General features: G+C 53.9%; 14 protein-coding genes. 3 read left to right on the plus strand and 11 right to left on the minus strand.

Annotated elements, in window-relative coordinates:
• From Q1K23_RS02015 to Q1K23_RS02035, 5 genes are all read right to left on the minus strand, one after another.
• On the minus strand, positions 1-557 hold a 557-nt coding region (locus tag Q1K23_RS02015; RefSeq protein ID WP_300361763.1), incomplete at its 3' end, for a GNAT family N-acyltransferase.
• Between the two features lie 31 nt (positions 558-588).
• Complete coding sequence (locus Q1K23_RS02020; RefSeq protein WP_300361765.1) at positions 589-2,871, minus strand: AAA family ATPase; 2,283 nt, start codon at positions 2,869-2,871, stop codon at positions 589-591.
• Complete coding sequence (locus Q1K23_RS02025; protein ID WP_366522640.1) at positions 2,868-3,560, minus strand: SprT family zinc-dependent metalloprotease; 693 nt, start codon at positions 3,558-3,560, stop codon at positions 2,868-2,870. Before Q1K23_RS02025 ends, Q1K23_RS02020 begins: the two co-directional genes overlap by 4 nt.
• Positions 3,547-4,938 (minus strand): phosphomannomutase/phosphoglucomutase, encoded by a 1,392-nt coding sequence (locus Q1K23_RS02030; protein WP_300361767.1) that lies wholly within the window; start codon positions 4,936-4,938, stop codon positions 3,547-3,549. The genes Q1K23_RS02025 and Q1K23_RS02030 overlap by 14 nt, the downstream gene beginning before the upstream one ends.
• A 64-nt stretch (positions 4,939-5,002) precedes the next feature.
• A complete protein-coding gene (locus tag Q1K23_RS02035; protein ID WP_300361769.1) occupies positions 5,003-5,596 on the minus strand; it encodes a YigZ family protein in 594 nt (197 codons plus the stop codon).
• 34 nt (positions 5,597-5,630) lie between these two features.
• On the opposite strand from Q1K23_RS02035, the gene Q1K23_RS02040 reads away from it, so the two are divergent.
• A complete protein-coding gene (locus tag Q1K23_RS02040) occupies positions 5,631-6,242 on the plus strand; it encodes a class I SAM-dependent methyltransferase (protein ID WP_300361772.1) in 612 nt (203 codons plus the stop codon).
• Here Q1K23_RS02040 and Q1K23_RS02045 read toward each other — a convergent pair.
• From Q1K23_RS02045 to Q1K23_RS02065, 5 genes are read right to left on the minus strand one after another with little or no spacing between them, the layout of a single operon-like run.
• Complete coding sequence (locus Q1K23_RS02045) at positions 6,220-7,380, minus strand: diguanylate cyclase (protein WP_300361774.1); 1,161 nt, start codon at positions 7,378-7,380, stop codon at positions 6,220-6,222. The two genes, Q1K23_RS02040 and Q1K23_RS02045, sit on opposite strands and share 23 nt — an antisense overlap.
• Positions 7,381-7,812 carry a hypothetical protein gene (locus Q1K23_RS02050; protein WP_300361776.1) on the minus strand — a complete coding sequence of 144 codons (432 nt, stop codon included), beginning with the start codon at positions 7,810-7,812 and terminating at the stop codon, positions 7,381-7,383.
• Entirely contained in the window at positions 7,809-9,812 is a 2,004-nt protein-coding gene (locus Q1K23_RS02055) for a hypothetical protein (protein ID WP_300361779.1), read from the minus strand. The genes Q1K23_RS02050 and Q1K23_RS02055 overlap by 4 nt, the downstream gene beginning before the upstream one ends.
• 8 nt (positions 9,813-9,820) lie before the next feature.
• The gene (gene ppk2, locus Q1K23_RS02060) at positions 9,821-10,723 is read right to left on the minus strand and encodes a polyphosphate kinase 2 (protein WP_300361781.1); all 903 of its coding nucleotides are present in this window, start codon (positions 10,721-10,723) and stop codon (positions 9,821-9,823) included.
• A 28-nt stretch (positions 10,724-10,751) separates the two neighbouring features.
• Entirely contained in the window at positions 10,752-11,387 is a 636-nt protein-coding gene (locus tag Q1K23_RS02065) for an HAD family hydrolase (RefSeq protein ID WP_300361784.1), read from the minus strand.
• A gap of 41 nt (positions 11,388-11,428) precedes the next feature.
• On the opposite strand from Q1K23_RS02065, the gene Q1K23_RS02070 reads away from it, so the two are divergent.
• A complete protein-coding gene (locus Q1K23_RS02070; RefSeq protein ID WP_300361787.1) occupies positions 11,429-13,120 on the plus strand; it encodes an outer membrane protein assembly factor in 1,692 nt (563 codons plus the stop codon).
• A complete protein-coding gene (locus Q1K23_RS02075) occupies positions 13,120-15,939 on the plus strand; it encodes a translocation/assembly module TamB domain-containing protein (protein WP_300361789.1) in 2,820 nt (939 codons plus the stop codon). Before Q1K23_RS02070 ends, Q1K23_RS02075 begins: the two co-directional genes overlap by 1 nt.
• On the opposite strand, the gene Q1K23_RS02080 is transcribed toward Q1K23_RS02075, so the two are convergent.
• Positions 15,916-17,004 (minus strand): FAD-dependent oxidoreductase (locus Q1K23_RS02080; protein WP_300361792.1); only part of this gene is annotated, 1,089 nt, incomplete at its 5' end. The genes Q1K23_RS02075 and Q1K23_RS02080 overlap by 24 nt on opposite strands.

A 17,004-nucleotide genomic window follows, 5' to 3' on the forward strand; every position in this document is an offset into this window, starting at 1 on the left:
CAAAATTCCGGATGTTTCCGGGCCAGTTCCTCCATCGAGAGCAGTGTGGGATAGCGGTAGCGCTGGAGATACTCTTTCGCCTCGCCGATCTTTCTGAATGGCACTCCCGCCATCCGTAAAAGCCTGTAGAGATTCTCTTCCACGGCACATAGCAGATACTCCATCCCCTCCCTTTTCATGAATGGACAGCCGTCGCGCATGATAAGTCGGAATATCTTCATGACGGTTCGAAGGCTCCGGTATCTTCTGTCGACCGTGATACGGGAGATTTCACAGAGCTTCTCCCCGTCGATCCTCTCAAGCAGATCGTTCATATCCATGACGTTGAGAGTCGGGAAACCGATGGGACAGCGGTAGATGAGACGAAAACAGCCCACCAGTTCGCCCTCTTCCGTCAAAATGGCATATTGATCGGCATGTGAATCATACCGATCTTTTTCGAGTCCGTCGGGATATTGGGATCTATCCAGTGTCTTTATCTCCTCGCAGAGGACTTCATAACGCAGCCTGTAGATCTTTTCCAGGAGATTTTCATCTTCGACTTTGACGATTTTCAAGGGTGCTCTTTGTTGATGGTTTCAAGGGAAATTATGACGAAATTCCATTGATGCTTTCCTGATTTTCAGCGGAAGCGAGCAGCTGCAGCACCGTCGTACGTCTCGTCGTGTCGATCCGGCGGCACGCCCCCTCGAACGCCGGCGTTTCGCCGACGATGACGCACATCCTCTTCGCCCGCGTTATGGCGGTGTAGAGGAGCTTGGTGTTGTGCATGACATAGTGGCTGTAACTCATCGGTATGATCACCGTGTCGTACTCCATCCCCTGGGTTTTGTGGATCGTCAACGCATAGGCCAGCGTCAGGTATTCCCCCAGCATCTCGTATCCGTACCGCACCACCAGATCCTCGTTGGGGTAGTAGACCAGACACTCCTCCTCGTCGGGGTCCATTCTGAATATGAGCCCGATCATCCCGTTGAAGATCCTCTGATTGACAGGATCGAGATTTTTTTTGAAACTCTCCGGAGACCAGGAGGACATGTTCTCGTTTTTTATATGGACCACCTTGTCGTAGAGGGCGTAGGTGTAGGGGCCCTTTTCGACGCCGTGGCGGGCTTTGGGATTGTAGAGGCGCTGGAGACGGCGGTTGAGGTTCTCGGTCCCCAACACCCCTCCGCGCATCGGTGTGATGATCTGCAGCCGTGTCAGGTAGGCGCGGACATCCTTGGCGGCGAGCGACTCCCTGGCCTCCAGGATATGGGCGACGGCCTCCGACTCGATCCTCTCCAGAATCCGGCGGTTGTGATTCTCTCTCAGCTCCTTTTTCTCTTCGTCGTTCATCCTTCGCCTCAGCGCGTGGAAATCGGGAATCGTCAGATCGACGAATCTGAAATCGGCATACTCTCTTCTGTAATCGGGCAGCTGCGCCCGTCGTATCGCATCGGCGACGAGCGTGATCGCCTGCTCTTCGTTCTGACGGTATATTCGGGTCAGCTTGACGAAAGGAAGGAGTTCATATCTAATAATATCAGAGAGGGTATTCCCCGCGCCGATGGGCGGAAGCTGGCCGTCGTCTCCGACGATCAGGAAGACGGCATCCTCTTTGAGTTTGCCGATGAGCTGGTAGAAGATCTGGGAGTTCACCATCGAAGCCTCGTCCAGGAGTACCACGTCGTAGGGGAGCGTATCCTGCTCCCTGTGGGCCACCAGCAGACTCTGGATCGTGGCGGAGCGGAACCCGGTCGTATCGTGAATGCGCTGGGCGGCGATGCCGCTGAGAGCCGTCGTGACGATCGCCTCCTCTTTGTAGCGCATTTGAAGGAGTTTCAGCATCATCTTCGCACTGGTACTCTTTCCCGTACCGGCGTATCCCACCAGTGCCATCGCCGTCACACCTTCGTTGAGCAGTCGCACCGCCCTCTTCTGCTCCTCGCCGAGGCGAAAGCCGATACGCCTCTCCTCCTCGGCTATAAAGGCATCGATATCATCGACGATGGGTTCGAGTCGACTTTGGACACGTTCTTTGAAGAAACGGTAGATCTCCTTCTCGGCCCTGTAGTAGAAAGCGTGGGCCAGATGGCCGTCGATCTCTTCGAGGCGCTCTTTGGCGATCATGTCGGCGACGACGCTTTCGATGAGAGTATCTTCTCCCTCCATCTGCAGTTCGTCTCGGAGTCTGGCGAAGAGATCCTCTTTGGCGACGGCGCTGCTTCCCTGCTGCTCGCTGATCTGTCGAATCAGGTATTCGACGGCCGCTTCGATGCGAAAAGGAGATCTGGGATCGATCCCCATCGATCGCGCCATCTCGTCGGCCCGTTTGAAACCGACACCCTTGACCTGTGTGATGACGTAAGGGTTGCGTCGGATCAGATCGATCAGATCCTCACGGCCTGCGAAGGTGCGGTAGATCTCGCCGACGATACTCTGGCCGATTTTGTAGGGGGCCAGAAACATGGCCAGCTGACGAATCTCTCTGTAGCTGCGCCAGCTCTGAGTGATCTGGGAGAGCTTTTTCTCCTTGATTCCCTTGAATTCCAGCAGCTTCTGCGGCTCTTCGTCCAGGATACGGAGCAGCTCCTCCTCGCCGTAGTGGGCGATGAGCCGCCCGACCAGTTTCCGTCCCACTCCCTTGACCACTTTCGTCAGATAGAAGTAGAGTTCGCTGCCCGCGATCTCGAGTGAGGTGAAGGAAAACTGCGGGCCGAATTTCGGATGCTCCTCCCACGCACCCTCCAGCGCCACCTCCTGACCTTTCAGCGCTTCGGTATCGGTCACCAGACAGTTTCCCGAAATCTTCGTACCGTCTTCGAGCAGGGCGATCATGAAACCCTCTTTGTCGTAGAGGATCCGTTTGATCTTTCCGGTCAGTTTCACAGCAGGCGCTTTCTGAGATCTCTGTAGTCGGGAATGTGCTGCGCCACCAGTTCCCAGAACGCTTTTTGGTGGTGTTTGTGACGGATATGGGCCAGCTCGTGGACGACGACGTAATCGACGAGAGCCTCCTCGTAGCGCATCAGTGCCGTGTTGAAAGTGATCGTGTCGTCGGGGGCGCAGCAGCCCCAGCGGTTTTTGTAGCGGCGAAAGCGGACCGACGCGGGGAAAAGCCCCATGCGTTTGGACCACACTTCCACCCGCGCTCCGATATGGCGCTTCGCGCTTCGCAGGTAGAAGCGGTTCAGCGCCGTTTGAAACCCTTCTTCGCTTCTGCAGTGAAAGAGAAAACGCTCCCCGTCGAAATCGAGCCGGTTGGAGGCGGCGGAGCGGATATGGACTAGATAGCTTCTGCCCAGATACCAGACCCTGCACCCTTCGGCAAAAGCGGGGGGATCGTTCCTGGCGTGGCGATCTCTGAAATCGAGGCGATCCAGCAGCCACCTCTCCTTCTCCCTGAGAAAGGAGAGCGCCCGGGTTCGGGAGATGTGCCAGGGTGTCGATAGATCCACCGTGCCGTCGTTTCGAAGCCTCAGATAGAGATGTTTCTGCCCCTTTTTGCGTCTGTGGCGACAGAGAATCTCTCTGCCGTCGCGGCATATGTAGGTAAAGAGATTCTCAGCCGACAGAATCTTTCGCCTCTTCGATCAGATCGTTCAGAACGCGCTGTATACGCTCGAGCGCTTCGGGAGAGACCGCTTCGAAACGGGTCACGAGGATCGGCGTCGTGTTGCTGGCGCGCACCAGTCCCCATCCATCCTCGAAGATGACCCTGACACCGTCGATCGTGACGATGTCCCTGATCCCCAGTTCCGCTCTTTTGGCGTCGAGAATCTTCTTGAGCGCGTCGATGATGGCGAATTTCTTCTGATCGGTCGTTTTCACCTTGATTTCGTCGGTGCTGTAGAGGATGGGAAGTTTCTCGTACTCGGCATCGAAATCGAATCCCTTCTTGAGCATCTCCAGGATCCGGAGCATCGTGTAGATCGCGTCGTCGTATCCGAAGTAGCGGTCGTTGAAGAAGATATGGCCGCTCACCTCCGCCGCCAGATCGGCTCCCGTCTCTTTGAGAAGCACCTTGAGATTGGAGTGGCCCGTCTTGTGCATGATCGCCTTGCCGATCGCGTCGATTCCGTCGTACATCACCTGGGAACACTTCACCTCTCCGATGACGGTCGGTTTTCTGCCCTCTTTGGCCATCTCTTTGGCGAAGAAGAGGGCCAGGATATCCCCTTTGAAGTTGTGTTTACGGCTCAAAAAAGCGATGCGGTCACCGTCTCCGTCGAAGGCGAAACCGTACTCGGCACCCTTTTGGAGCGCTTTTTTGAGATCTTCGAGATTCTCCTCCTCGCTGGGATCAGGGTGGTGGTTGGGAAACGTACCGTCGGGCTCGAAATAGAGTTTTCTCGCCGGCATCTTCAGCCTCTCCAGCAGCGGCTCGATCGCCACGCCCGCCGCGCCGTTTCCGCAGTCGATCGCCATTTTTGGATCGAACCCTTCCAGAGCCGAAAACTCTTTCGCCAGATAGTCGACATACTTTTCCAGCGCCGGTATCTCGATGACATCGGTCTCTGTGGGGATCGCGATGCTGCCGTTGGCTTCGACTTCCCGTCCGAGGGCGTAGATATCATCGCCATAGAAAGGGAGCTGGCCGATCGTGATCTTGAAACCGTTGTATTCGGGAGGGTTGTGGGAGCCCGTGATCTGTATACCGCCGGCGGGAAGCACCTCTTTGCCCCCGACCTTGAAAGAGTTGAAGTTGCAGAAGTAGTTGACGGGGGTGGGCGCGAGGCCGCCGTGCAGGACGATCACCTCCGCGGCGTTGAGTCCGCTGACAAGCCAGTCGGAGAGCTGTGGCGAGTGGGTCCGGGCGTCGTAGGTCACGACAGCGTAGTCACCCTTTTCCTTGATCTTTTTCCCGAGAAAGTAGCCGATCAGCTTGACGGTCTTTTCGTTCAGGTCCTCTCCGAAAACACCGCGGATATCGTACTCCCTGAAAATATGCTGCATAGACAAAGATCCTTTTTTTAAACGCTATTCTATCAAATTCGGTTATCGTTACGATAACGATGGCTTACGACACATCGATTCGTTCCCATACGATCCGTGCTGCATCGAGCATCGTGACCAGTTTCGAGACGGCGCTTTCGTCGCCGACAACTTTCCACAACGCTCCGGTTCCGTCGAAATCCCGGACCGTTTCCAATCCGCCGATCGAGCCGATGGCATACTCCCATCTGCCCATTTCCGAGTAATCGATATGAAAGGCAACAGACACACGCTTTTCGTGGTGCAGAAGATCGGCGATCCCGATCACACTTTTCGCGGCCTCTCCATAAGCTCTCGCCATCCCTCCGGTGCCCAGTTTGATACCTCCGAAATAGCGGACCACGAGAATCGCCGATTCGATCAGGCCGTTTCCCCGCATCACGTGGAGCACGGGTTTGCCGGCACACCCTTTCGGTTCGCCGTCGTCGCTGCTCTCTTCGACGATCTGCCCATGCTCGTTGAGTCTCCTCAGCGCCCAGACGATATGGTTCGCTTTGGGGTGTTCTTCCCGCAGATGTCGGCGTATCTCTTCGAAATCCGCGATCGGCACGAGATGGGCGAGAAATTTGGAGCGTTTGACTTCCGTTTCGGTGGTGAAGTGTGTTGTGATACTCTTCATTGTGTTAGAATTCTACCCAAAAAAGGGGTGAAAAATGAGTTTCGACGTTCGCGCCGGGACATGGGACGCATCCGACAGACGTCAGGCACTGGCGGAAGCGGTGGCACAGGCGATACGTGAACGATTCGATCTGGAGAGTTCGATGCACCTGCTGGATATCGGCGCCGGCACAGGTCTCTTGACACGCAGGCTCCTCCCTTTCGTGGGAAAGATGAGCGCCGTCGACACTTCGGCAGGGATGCTGGAGCGATTGCGGGAAAATCTCGCCGACTCCGACGATCGCGTCACGATCTACCATACGGACATCGTCGGATTCGACAATCCCGAACCCTTCGACGGCATCGTCAGCTCCATGACGATCCACCACATCGAAGATACAAAGATGCTTTTCGAAAAGCTCCATGCCATGCTCAAACCGGGAGGATTCATCGCGCTGGCGGACCTGGCGCCCGAAGACGGCACCTTCCACGACCACGGAAACGAAGGGGTATTCCATTTCGGTTTCGAGGAGGCCTCTTTGAAAAAGATCGCGGAAGATGCGGGATTCGAATCGCTTGCATACCGCATCGTCCACACCGTCGACAAGGGCGCGAAAGGGACCTACGACATCTTTCTGCTGACGGCTACGAAACCACCACTCCGTTGACACAGACCCTGTTTCGTCCGGCGTTTTTGGCGCAGTAGAGCTGCTCGTCGGCCACTTCGATCGCGTCGTCGATATTGTGCGCCTCTTTGGCATCGTTGTTGATACCCACCGATATCGTGATACTCAGGATATTTTTCCCGATCACGAAAGGCGAAGTCTCTATCGACTTTTTCAGGCGCTCCGCCACTTCCGTCGCCTCTTTCTTGTTGACAGTGTGCAGGAAGACGATGAACTCCTCCCCTCCGAACCGTACCAGATGGTCCTCTTTTCGCAGCATCTTTCTGATACGCTGCGTCAGCATCTTCAGCACTTCGTCGCCTACCTCGTGGCCGAAGGTGTCGTTGACCCGTTTGAAATGGTCCACATCGTACATGATGATCTGATACTCGGCATAGTTGGCGTTGGCGATCACTTCGTAGAGAAATTTCCTGTTGTAGGCGCCGGTCAGAGGATCGACGAAACTCTTCGAGCGTCCTTTGAAGTAGTAGTAGATCTGGAAATATCCGAACACGAGCATCAGGGCGATGATGACGGCGACGGTGAACATCATCGATTTGATCTGCGTGAACTTCCGCTCCACATCGGTACGGATCGATGCCGAGAGGTCTCCGCCAAGAACCGCGGCGACCCTGCCGTTTTCGAAGATCGGAATCGCGATAGAGACCCACAGCGAACCGTTTTTCATATGTTTGTACAGCTGTGTCTTTCCCGTTTCGTAGGTTCTCTCCCAGATATCGGAGACCGGTTCGAAACGCTGCATGAACATCGCCTGATGTTCGATCTCCCGCTCTCCGTCGAGCAGATATCGCAGTCTGCCCCGTTCGTCCCTGTATATGACGAAAAGGTGCTCCACTTCCGGTGTCTTGAAGTATGAGAGGCTTCTTTGAAGATCCCTTCGAAGGCCCTTGCTGTCGGAAAGGCGTTCGATCAGGGAGGGCCGTGTATTTTCCACGACCATCGCGGAAGCGTTTTTCAGCTCCATTTCGTAGCGGTTGATGATCATTTCGATCATCTCCTGACGGGTCGAGGCGAGTACCTTGTCCACCTGCATGTAGAGGTAGATCATCGCCACCGTCAGCAGCGTCAGAATCGTGATGCCTATCTTGAGAACGAGATCGAACTGTCGTGTTACTTTCATCTACTCTATATCTTCCAGATAGTCTTCGAGTTCAATATCGACCTTCAGACCGAATCTTTCAAGACGCGGTTTGGAGAGGATGATCGTCGGACGCCCTTTCATCCAGAAAAAGGCTCCGATTTCGTTGGCGTTTTTCACGAGCAGCCTGTAGTCGTTGGAGAGCCGGGGAATCTCCAGGCACCGCTCGTCCGTGACGACCGTCTTTCTGGTTTCGATGATCAGCGTCGCCTGCGTACAGTCTTTCACCAGCGTGATACCCGGAATTTTACAGAGGATATCCTGCAGCTGCCTGTCGATCGTATAGATTCTGTACTCTTTCAAAGAGAGATCGAAAATGATCCTTTTCCATATCTTCCTGTCGATTTCCGACTCCAGATTCGAACTGTAGAGTACGGAAAGGAGCAGCCAAAGCCAAATCATCAACTTTTTCAAAACAGCCACTCCAGGGAAAAATATACCTGTTTCTCCACGACAGGCAGAGCGATCTGCCCAAGAAGCGGAGTGGACGCTCCCGGCTGCATCTCGAGCGTATAGTAGTTGGTCTCTTTCGCCTCACCGAAAATGTTCACGCCCTTGATCGAAAAGGTCAGGTCTTTCGTCGCATGGTATTTGATGCCCGCGTTGTAGTCCCATCCGGCATCCAGACCGTGGGTTTTCTGTTTGAATACGATTTCGTTGAATATATCCCACCTGTCGAATGTATCCAGCAGCCGTACCAGTCCGCCTACATAGTTTTCGTTGGCGTTGGGAAATGCTTTGTCCATATGGGAATAGTGGATATTGAAGTCGATTCTGTGATTTTCGCTGATGTTGTGTACCACTTCGAAAACGGCGTTGAAAAGATCGATATCGACCAGATCCACACGGCTTCCGTGCGTGACGGACCAGTCGACGATATTGATATCCTCTGCTTTGCTGCCCGAAAGGATAAGCCTGAAACGGTCTTTGTCCGAGACATATTTCGCCTCTCCCGAAAGAGAGGTGTATTTCTGCGTGTCCAGCTGCGCGTCGTGCAGAAGAAGTTCGAACAGCTGCGTGGGCAGTTCGGAATGGGTCAAAAAGACCTTGTAGTGCCATCGGTCGTCGATGAAGCTGTAGGCCACCCTTCCCTGCCACGTATCGAGAGAATCGTCATAGGAGTCTCCATCGTATCTTCTGTTCAGATCGTAGTAGTTGTATTTGAAAGAAAGAGAGAGCATGGAGTTGTCTCTGACGGAGATCTGATCCTGCAGATAGAACGATCCGATGTTGAAACTCGCTTCGTCATTCGCGTTTCGGACATGATTGAAACGCATTTCATCCACTTCGGAAGATTTGTAGCGGTATTCAGCACCGAACCTCAACTGATGCTTTCCCCAGACCCGGTCGTGATAGATTTTCGCCGTGAATATATCTCCCGATCCCTCGAATCGGAAATGGTGGTTGCCATCGGGACCCGGGATCCAACTGCCGGGATTGAAGGGGTTGTCGGGATCTGTAGGATTCGCCGGATCGCCCGTGGGGGCGAAAGGGGAATAGAGCTGTCCCCAAAAGAGGGATTTCGAGCGCATATCCATTTCGATCGAGGAGTGGATGTAGGAGATATCCGTATGGAGGCTCTTTTCGGCCCACTCTCCCGAATAGGAGGCCCTGTAAAACGGCATCCGCCAGTATCCGCCTTTCGGCGTGATGGCCATACTCTGGGCCGTGAACGGATCGTGACTCTGATTCAGATACTCCAACTCGAGCCTGTGGTCCTCTCTCTCGAGATTGAAGAAGAGGTGCTGCTGCCGATAATCTTTCGAGATATCGTAACCGAGATGTTGATCGTGCCTGAAATAGTTTTCGCTCTCCTGCGCATAGGCGTACCAGGACCACTGGTCGAATATTTTGGCATAGGATACAGACGCTTCCTGCATACCCCGGTCGCCAAGCCGTAAAACCAGATCGCCGCCATTCTCTCTTTCCGGTTTTTTGGTATAGAGTTTGATGACGGCTATCGCCGGTTCGGTCGCGACATCGAGGACGGGAGAGTCGTAATAGATTTCGGCATGATCGAACATCCCCATGTCGATATTTCCGTAAAAAAGGAGCCCGCTGCCGGAAAAGTCGCTCGTCATTTCGTGATCGTTCACATAGATTTTGATGGAGTCGCTCGAGTAGAAGACCGGATTCTGCTGCATGGGATCCGGCATACCGAAACTGTTGAGATCGTAGTGGAGAAACCACATCGATTTGATCAGATCCGAAAGCCTGTAGACCTGCATCCGCTCCAGATCGTCGCGTGTGTAGACGACGACGAATCCGGCGTTCTCCTTCTTCGTCTCTTTCGAGAGATCGGCCTCTTTCCGGTAGCTCTTCAGCAGATCGTCGATCGACTCCTCCGCCCACAGCGGCTGAAAAATCCCAAGGATAACGGCAAACGAAAGCCCCGCATGCAATACTCTTTTCATATGACTGGTCAATCCACCTGTTTGCTTTTGCGATGATAGCGCTGAACGATGTCCGGGTCGGGATGGAGCGACACTTCGGACTTCTTCTTTCCTATGTAGGGAATTTTCGAGAGCACGTAGCGTATCGACTCCAGTCTCGCCGACTTCTTGTCGTTGCTTTTTACGATGATCCACGGGGAGTAGGAGGTGTGGGTACGGCTGAACATCTCCTCCTTGTAGTAGGAGATTTCGTCCCATTTCTCCTGGGCCTGCATGTCGATGGGGCTGATCTTCCACTGTTTGAGGGGATTGATCTTCCGTTCTTCGAACCGTTTTTTCTGCTCCTTTTTGGATATGGAGAACCAGAATTTGATCAGAATGATGCCGTCGTCGATGAAAGCGTGTTCGAGTTCGGGTACCTCCTGCATGAACTTTTCGTACTGCTCTTCGGTACAGAAGTTGAAGACCGGCTCGACGATGGCGCGGTTGTACCAGCTGCGGTCGAAAAAGACGATTTCGCCCGGATTGGGAAGCTGCGCGATGTATCGCTGGAAGTAGAACTGTCCCATCTCCACTTCAGTGGGCTTCGGAAGCGCCACGACACGATAGCGGCGTGGATTGAGATGTTCGGTGAAGCGTTTGATGGCGCCTCCTTTACCGGCGGCGTCACGACCTTCGAAGATGATCAGAACCCGCTTTTTGTTTTCGTAGACCCAGTTCTGCAGCTTCACCAGCTCGATCTGCAGCTTCACCAGCTCCTCTTCGTAGGTGACGGTACGAAGGGCCTTTTTGAGTGTCTTTCCCTGAGCGATGAGCTTGAGGCCGCTTTTTGTATGCAGCTTTTCGATCAGCTTTTCGATCCGTTCGATCTGTTTGAGTGTCTTTTTGTCCTTCACGCTCTCCTTGAGCTCTTCGAGGCCTTCGTGAATCATCTCTGTTTCCTTTTGGTCGGTCTATCCGTTATTTCGCGATTATAAACTTTTCTATATGTGAAGGTTCTGAAGCTTTCGGAACATCCGAAAACTCTTCAGGGAGCCGAAAAGTATAGCCCCACTTCACGAATATCGTGGCGACACCGGCGCGCCGGCCGGCCGCGAGATCTTTAGGGCTGTCACCCACCATCCAGATCTCGTCGTGTATCGCACGTTCTTTTATCTTTAAAATCATTTCTGGATCGGGTTTGGAGTGTCTGACCCGGTCCGCTCCTATAATATCGGTAAAAAGGTGATCTATGTTATTGTTTTTCAGTATCAGTGCGGATGTTTCGGTAGGAGCGTTGGTGGCGACGTAGAGGTCGCAATTCTTCGACTTCAGAGACTCCAGCAAGCGGGGTATCCCTTCGAAGGTTTTCGCGTTCTTCAGACACTGTGTCGCATAGTGGCGTTCGAAGAGTTCTCTGGCATGCGCTTCGTAGGATTCGACACCGTAGAATTCATGGGCGAGATTCAGACCGTAGGCATTCATCTTCTCCATCACGAAAGCCGAATCGACCGGTTTCAGTCCGTAGATCTCCAGGCGCACATGATTGATCGAGGCGGTGATGTCCTCGTGGCTGTCGACCAGCGTGCCGTCGAGGTCGAAAATAACGGTTTTCATGCGTCTCCTTTGGTATAATGGTACCAAAAACAGGGTGGCCGGTGAAACGTGTCGTTGCCTTCTCGCTTCTTTTCCTCCAGCTTCTTTTCGCCGCTGCGCTTCCCGTCGAATTCAGGGGCAACGAACATATCGACGAAAGCCGACTCTACGAAGTGATGGGCATACCCAAACCTCTCTTTTTCGAATTCTGGAAAGAGAAACCGCAGATGGATCCCGAAAAGGTAAACGCCCTTCTTCCCGTGATCGAAAACTACTACCGTTCCCGCGGCTTCTACCATACGAAAGCCTCCAGTCGCATCGAAAAGGGAAAAATCCTCATCGTCATCGAAGAGAAGGAACCGATCAGGGTAGCCGACGTCTCCACCATCTCCCTGCTGGATATCACCGGAATCATTCCATTCAAAAAAGGCGACCGTTTCGATGCCGAACTCTTCGTCAGAAGCAAACAGAAGATCAAGCGCCACTACACCGACAACCACTACTGCAACGTCAATCTCGACGCCAAGGCTTTTATCGACATAGAAAAAAACGAGGCCTACATCGTCTATGACATCCTCCCCAACGAACCATGTGTCTTCGGCAAAATCACGATCCATACGCCAGAATCGGTCGACGAAAGGATCATCCGTTCGCTGCTGATGTTCAGAGAAGGCGACCCCTACTCCACCGAACTGATTCGCCGCTCCTACCGGGACATCTACGCCAACGAGGGGATCGAGCGGGTCGTCATCGACGATACAAAGCACCAGGACAACCGGGTACCCGTCAACGTCAACGTCTCGGTCTACGAAAAACCGCTCCACTTCACAGCCGGTGCCGGATACAGCAGTGACGAGGGGATCAATCTGCAGATGGGCATCAAGCATCGAAACTTTTTCGGCAACCTCAAAACCGTCGGCTTCGATGTCCGCTACTCCCAGATCAAAGAGTATGTCCGCATGACGGCCGAGATGCCGCTGGCCCATCACAACAGACTGGGACTGGAAGCGGGTGTCAAAAAGGAGATCTTCGACGGATACGACGAATATTCGGTTCTGGCGAAATTCAATCTCAAACATCTGCGGCATCCCCACTATTTCCAGGAAAGCATCATCTTCGAAAGAACCGATACCAGAAACAGCAAGGACCCCGTCAACTTTCCCAACGGAAAACTCCTGATCGTCTCGCCGAAAATCGGGTGGGAAGTGGACAAAAGAGACTCCTTTCTCGATCCCACGAAAGGATACAGGCTGGAGCTCGACGGGATGGGTTCCATCCGCTCCTCCATCTCCGACGCCACCTACTACAAACTCTTCGGATCGGCTTCATGGCATAGATCCGTCGAGTGGGGCATCTTTTCGACCCGCCTGAAACTGGGATCGATCAAAGTGACCGACGGCCGCATACCACCCTCCTACCGTTTCTACGCCGGGGGCATGAACTCCAACCGTGCCTACAACTACCGCCAGCTCGGCCCCAAAAACCGTAACGGCGATCCGATCGGTGCCTACAGTATCGCAGAAGGGACCGTGGAATTCCGCGTGCCGCTGGGAGAGAGCTTCCGCTGGATCGTTTTCAGCGATGTCACGTTTCTTGGGCAGGACGAATTTCCCGACTTCGGCAAAGCCTATATCGCCGTGGGCCCGGGTATACGTTACATGACACCCATGGGACCCATCGCTTTCGATGTCGGATTCGATATCAACGATTTCGGCGAATTCGCTTTCCATTTCCATATCGGGGAGCTCTTCTGATGCGGATACTCTACAAACGTTTCGCATTGGGACTGCAGGGGGCACTCATGGCCACCGGCCTCTTCTTCTACGTCACCCTCCATCCCAAAACCACCGACTATATCGCACGGAAGGCCCTGGCGGAAAACGGTATCGGATACTCCCGGATCGAAGGAACGCTCTATACCGGTTTCGATCTTTACGACGTGCGGTTTCAAAAAGCCCTCTTTTCAAAACATGTCGCACTGCACTACTCCATTTTCAGACTCCTTTCTCCCGTACCGACCATCGGGGAGATAGTCGTGGAGAATTGCCGAATCTATCCGGACCGGTTCGAGATGAACGAGACCAAAAAGAGCGAATCCGGCGACATCGTCCTTCCGCCCATCGTCGTCCAAAAGATCCGTATCGAGAAATGCGACATTTTCTCTCCCGAGCGCATAGGCATCGACCTTGTCGCGGAAAATCTCCGGTGGTTCGGTACCGACGTGTCGATCCCCTCTTTCACGACATCGCTGCGCACTCCCTATGCCCACGGTACATTCAAGGGAAACCTCCATGATGAACGTATCGAGGCGGACGGTCATCTCTCTCTGGGCAAAAAGTACCGAAAGATGGCTGCCGGATATCTCGGAAATATTCCAAAGAGCATACCCGTCAAACTGAAAGCCGATCTGCACGGATTGAAGGCATCGACCCGGATCTCTTCTCCGATTACGCTGAAAGAGGCGAATCTCTCCATCGACCGTTTCGCCCTCGATTTCGACTATCTCATGAAGGAAAACTACTTTACGGCAAAGGCGAAGTACCATCTGAAGTCGCCGGAAGTGGAGGCGGATATCAATCAGTCTCTTCTGTTTACCCCTTCCCTCGCCTACGCGACGAAAATAGAGGGAAAGATTCTCCAGACGACCTATCCTCTCCCCTCCCGCCGTTTCGAAGCGGACGCCGCCGGCGACACGGATGTCGTCACGGCCGATATCTATATGGGTGCTTTCAGTCTCAGCCTCTATTCGACCGATTACAACAGGTACGCGATCCAAATGAAAGCCAAACCCCACAAAATAGAGTACATCGAGCATCTCCCCCATCTCTTTTCGCATCAAACCGTCTCGATGGATGCCAATGCAACGGCGACTATCTCCCCGAAACCCCTGATCAAGGGTGTCGTACAGCTCGACGGAAACTATTCGAGTTCGAAAAGCTTCATCGAGATCCGACCGGAATCGTTTCTCGTGCGCGCTTCCGTCAAACCCAAGGATATAGAAGGCGGAATATGGGAAACGGTGCCACCGATGTTCAAGTCGCAGATCAACACCTATATCTACTACTCCAAAAGCAACAAACTCTTCAACGTCTCCACGCCAAAAGCCTATCTGACGCTTTTCGAAAAAGAAAAAAAAGTCAAAGGATGGGCCAACATCGGTTCTCTGACACTCGATGTCGCCGGCAGAATCGAACCCGACGACACGATCGATCTCGATTTCCACACCCATCTCGACTCGCTGCACGCTCTGATGGAGGATTTCGGGATCAAAAGCGACGTCATCGTCGATGCCGAAGTGAATAGCCGTTTCAACGTCCATATCGCCGAGCGGCTATCACTGCGCTACGAAACGGAGATACCGTGGTATCTGATCCAACCCGACTCGCAGACCGTCTATTACGGTCTCGATTCGAAACTGGCCGGCGGCATCAAAGGAGACGAGATATCCATCGACCGTTACGACATCGGATTCAAAGATCGACATTTCCGCCAGGAGCGTCCCTCCTATTTCCATTTCGATGAAAACTACCGCTTCTACATCGACCGTTTTTCGGTGCTCGATACGGGAGATGTACACGGCGTTTTCGATCCCGGAAAGCTGGAGGGCCATCTCCGTTTAGACGCCACGAAGATGCACTACATAGGCCCGGAGGGGAACGTCACCGCCAATGCGGCCATCGACGCCAACATAAGCGACGAGATCATCGACGTCGAAGGAGAAGTGGAGCTGACCGAGGCGAAAATCACTTTCATGCCCAAAAAGGAGTATACGGTCACCGACGAAGACATCATCGTCATTCAGGATATCAAGGAGCCGAGCCACACGAAAAAAAGTCTCAACATCCGTATCTATTCGAACCATCCTCTCGAATACGACGTACCGATGATCCATCTGGACTTCATTCCGGATGTGACGATCTGGAAAGAGGTGGGCAAACCGACGGTACTGCTGGGCATCGTCCGGGTCGAGGACGGCACCATCGACGTGGAGGACAAACACTTCGAAATCCAGCCCTCCGAAATCTACTTCAGCGGCGCCTACCCCATCAATCCCTGGCTCGATCTGCAGATCCAGTATGAACTGGACTTCAACCGTTTCACGATCTACGTCAGCCATACCCTCGCCGATCCGGTCTTCCTCTTCTCCTCCGATCCGCCCATGAGCCAGAACGACATCATGAGCTATATCCTCTTCGGCAGTCCCGCCGACGAATCGTTCCAGGGAAGCCGGGACGCCTCGACATCGGTGGCGACGATGCTGCTGGGATTCGGTCTGAAAAACGCGATCGGTTCCGCCACCGGTTTGAAATTCGACACCTTCAATATCCTCAACACCGAAGAGGGAGGATTCGGCATCGAAATTGGCAAGCGTATCGGCAAACGTTTCAGGATCATCTACCGTAACGATACGCTCTCGAGCTTCATTATCCAGTACAAACTCTCCAGGAGCGTCAGGGTCGATGTGGATGTCAAAGAGACGGGACAGGGAATCAACGTGCTCTATATCAAAAATTTCAGAGGTCTGGGGCTTTTCAACAGAAAGTGGGGATCAGCGCCTCAGAAAACGGAGTAGATAGCGGTCGGCGGAGACGCGGGGATCGATCGGAGTCTGTGAAAGAATTTTTTCACTCATCATCTTCCCCATCAGGGGACCGAAGACAAATCCCCGGCCGCCAAAGCCGTTGACGATATGGCATCCGGGGTTCCTGGGAATCGTTTCGTTCTCTGGTTTGAGGCTTTTGGGTGGCTTTCCCAGCGCCTTTTTCGAAGCATCCGTATCGGCGATCGTACCCACCAGCGGAAAGTGGTCGCTGACCGACGCGCGGTGTCCTGCGTAGATACGGAGAATCCGTTGATCCGCCAGGGCCGGCACCAGCGCGATGGCGTCGACGATCAGCTGGTTGACGCGCTCGATCTCGCTGCGGGGATCGTTGCGCACGTGGGTGGCGCCGATACGCACGACCCCCTCCACATTGGCCGAAACGGAGAGCTTCTGATGGAGCGTTACGGGAATCTCGGCCGCGCTTCGCACATCGACCCGCTCCCCCCAGACCCCTCCGATGGAAAGATAGGGTATCTCCAGAGGCAGCCGCTCGGCACCGGTGGCCAGCACGATGTTCGGCGCCGAAAATTTCCCCACGTACCACACTCCCTCGGTATAGGAGGGTTTGGCGTCGACACCCCAAGCGGTATCGATACGTTCGGTGAGCTTCTTCGCCACCGTCATCGGATCGACGAAAGCGGCATGATCAAAGTAAAAGGCGCCCCACCGCAACGCTTCAGGGGCGATATGGGGAAAATCGCCTGACGAGACCTTTTGGTAAGGCAGATCGATGAAAGGCTCGTAAGCGGCGAACTTTTCGGCATCCTTCTCGTCTTTGGGGATGCGTACCAGCCCCTTCTGGAAAAATCCCTCCGGGACGTTTTGGGCGTAGAAATCGAGGGCGAACCGGTAGGCTTCGTTGGTCACCTTCTGCAGATCACCCCCCTTGCCCAGACGGGGAGAGAGAAAAGCCCCCGCCGCTCCGCTGGCACCGGCCAGAAGCCCCTTTTTGTCGACGAGCAGGACCTTCTGCCCTCCCTTTTTCAGCCAGAAAGCGGTGGAGATTCCGGCGATTCCCGCGCCGATGACGATCGT

The sequence above is a fragment of the Hydrogenimonas sp. genome, from assembly GCF_029933015.1.
GTDB lineage: Bacteria > Campylobacterota > Campylobacteria > Campylobacterales > Hydrogenimonadaceae > Hydrogenimonas.

Coding starts and splice junctions, on each gene's coding strand:
- Q1K23_RS02035 (WP_300361769.1), bottom strand. CDS start 5,596: ATGAAGAGTATCACAACACACTTCACCACCGAAACGGAAGTCAAACGC.
- ppk2 (WP_300361781.1), bottom strand. CDS start 10,723: ATGATTCACGAAGGCCTCGAAGAGCTCAAGGAGAGCGTGAAGGACAAA.
- Q1K23_RS02065 (WP_300361784.1), bottom strand. CDS start 11,387: ATGAAAACCGTTATTTTCGACCTCGACGGCACGCTGGTCGACAGCCAC.
- Q1K23_RS02075 (WP_300361789.1), top strand. CDS start 13,120: ATGCGGATACTCTACAAACGTTTCGCATTGGGACTGCAGGGGGCACTC.
- Q1K23_RS02040 (WP_300361772.1), top strand. CDS start 5,631: ATGAGTTTCGACGTTCGCGCCGGGACATGGGACGCATCCGACAGACGT.
- Q1K23_RS02045 (WP_300361774.1), bottom strand. CDS start 7,380: ATGAAAGTAACACGACAGTTCGATCTCGTTCTCAAGATAGGCATCACG.
- Q1K23_RS02055 (WP_300361779.1), bottom strand. CDS start 9,812: ATGAAAAGAGTATTGCATGCGGGGCTTTCGTTTGCCGTTATCCTTGGG.
- Q1K23_RS02030 (WP_300361767.1), bottom strand. CDS start 4,938: ATGCAGCATATTTTCAGGGAGTACGATATCCGCGGTGTTTTCGGAGAG.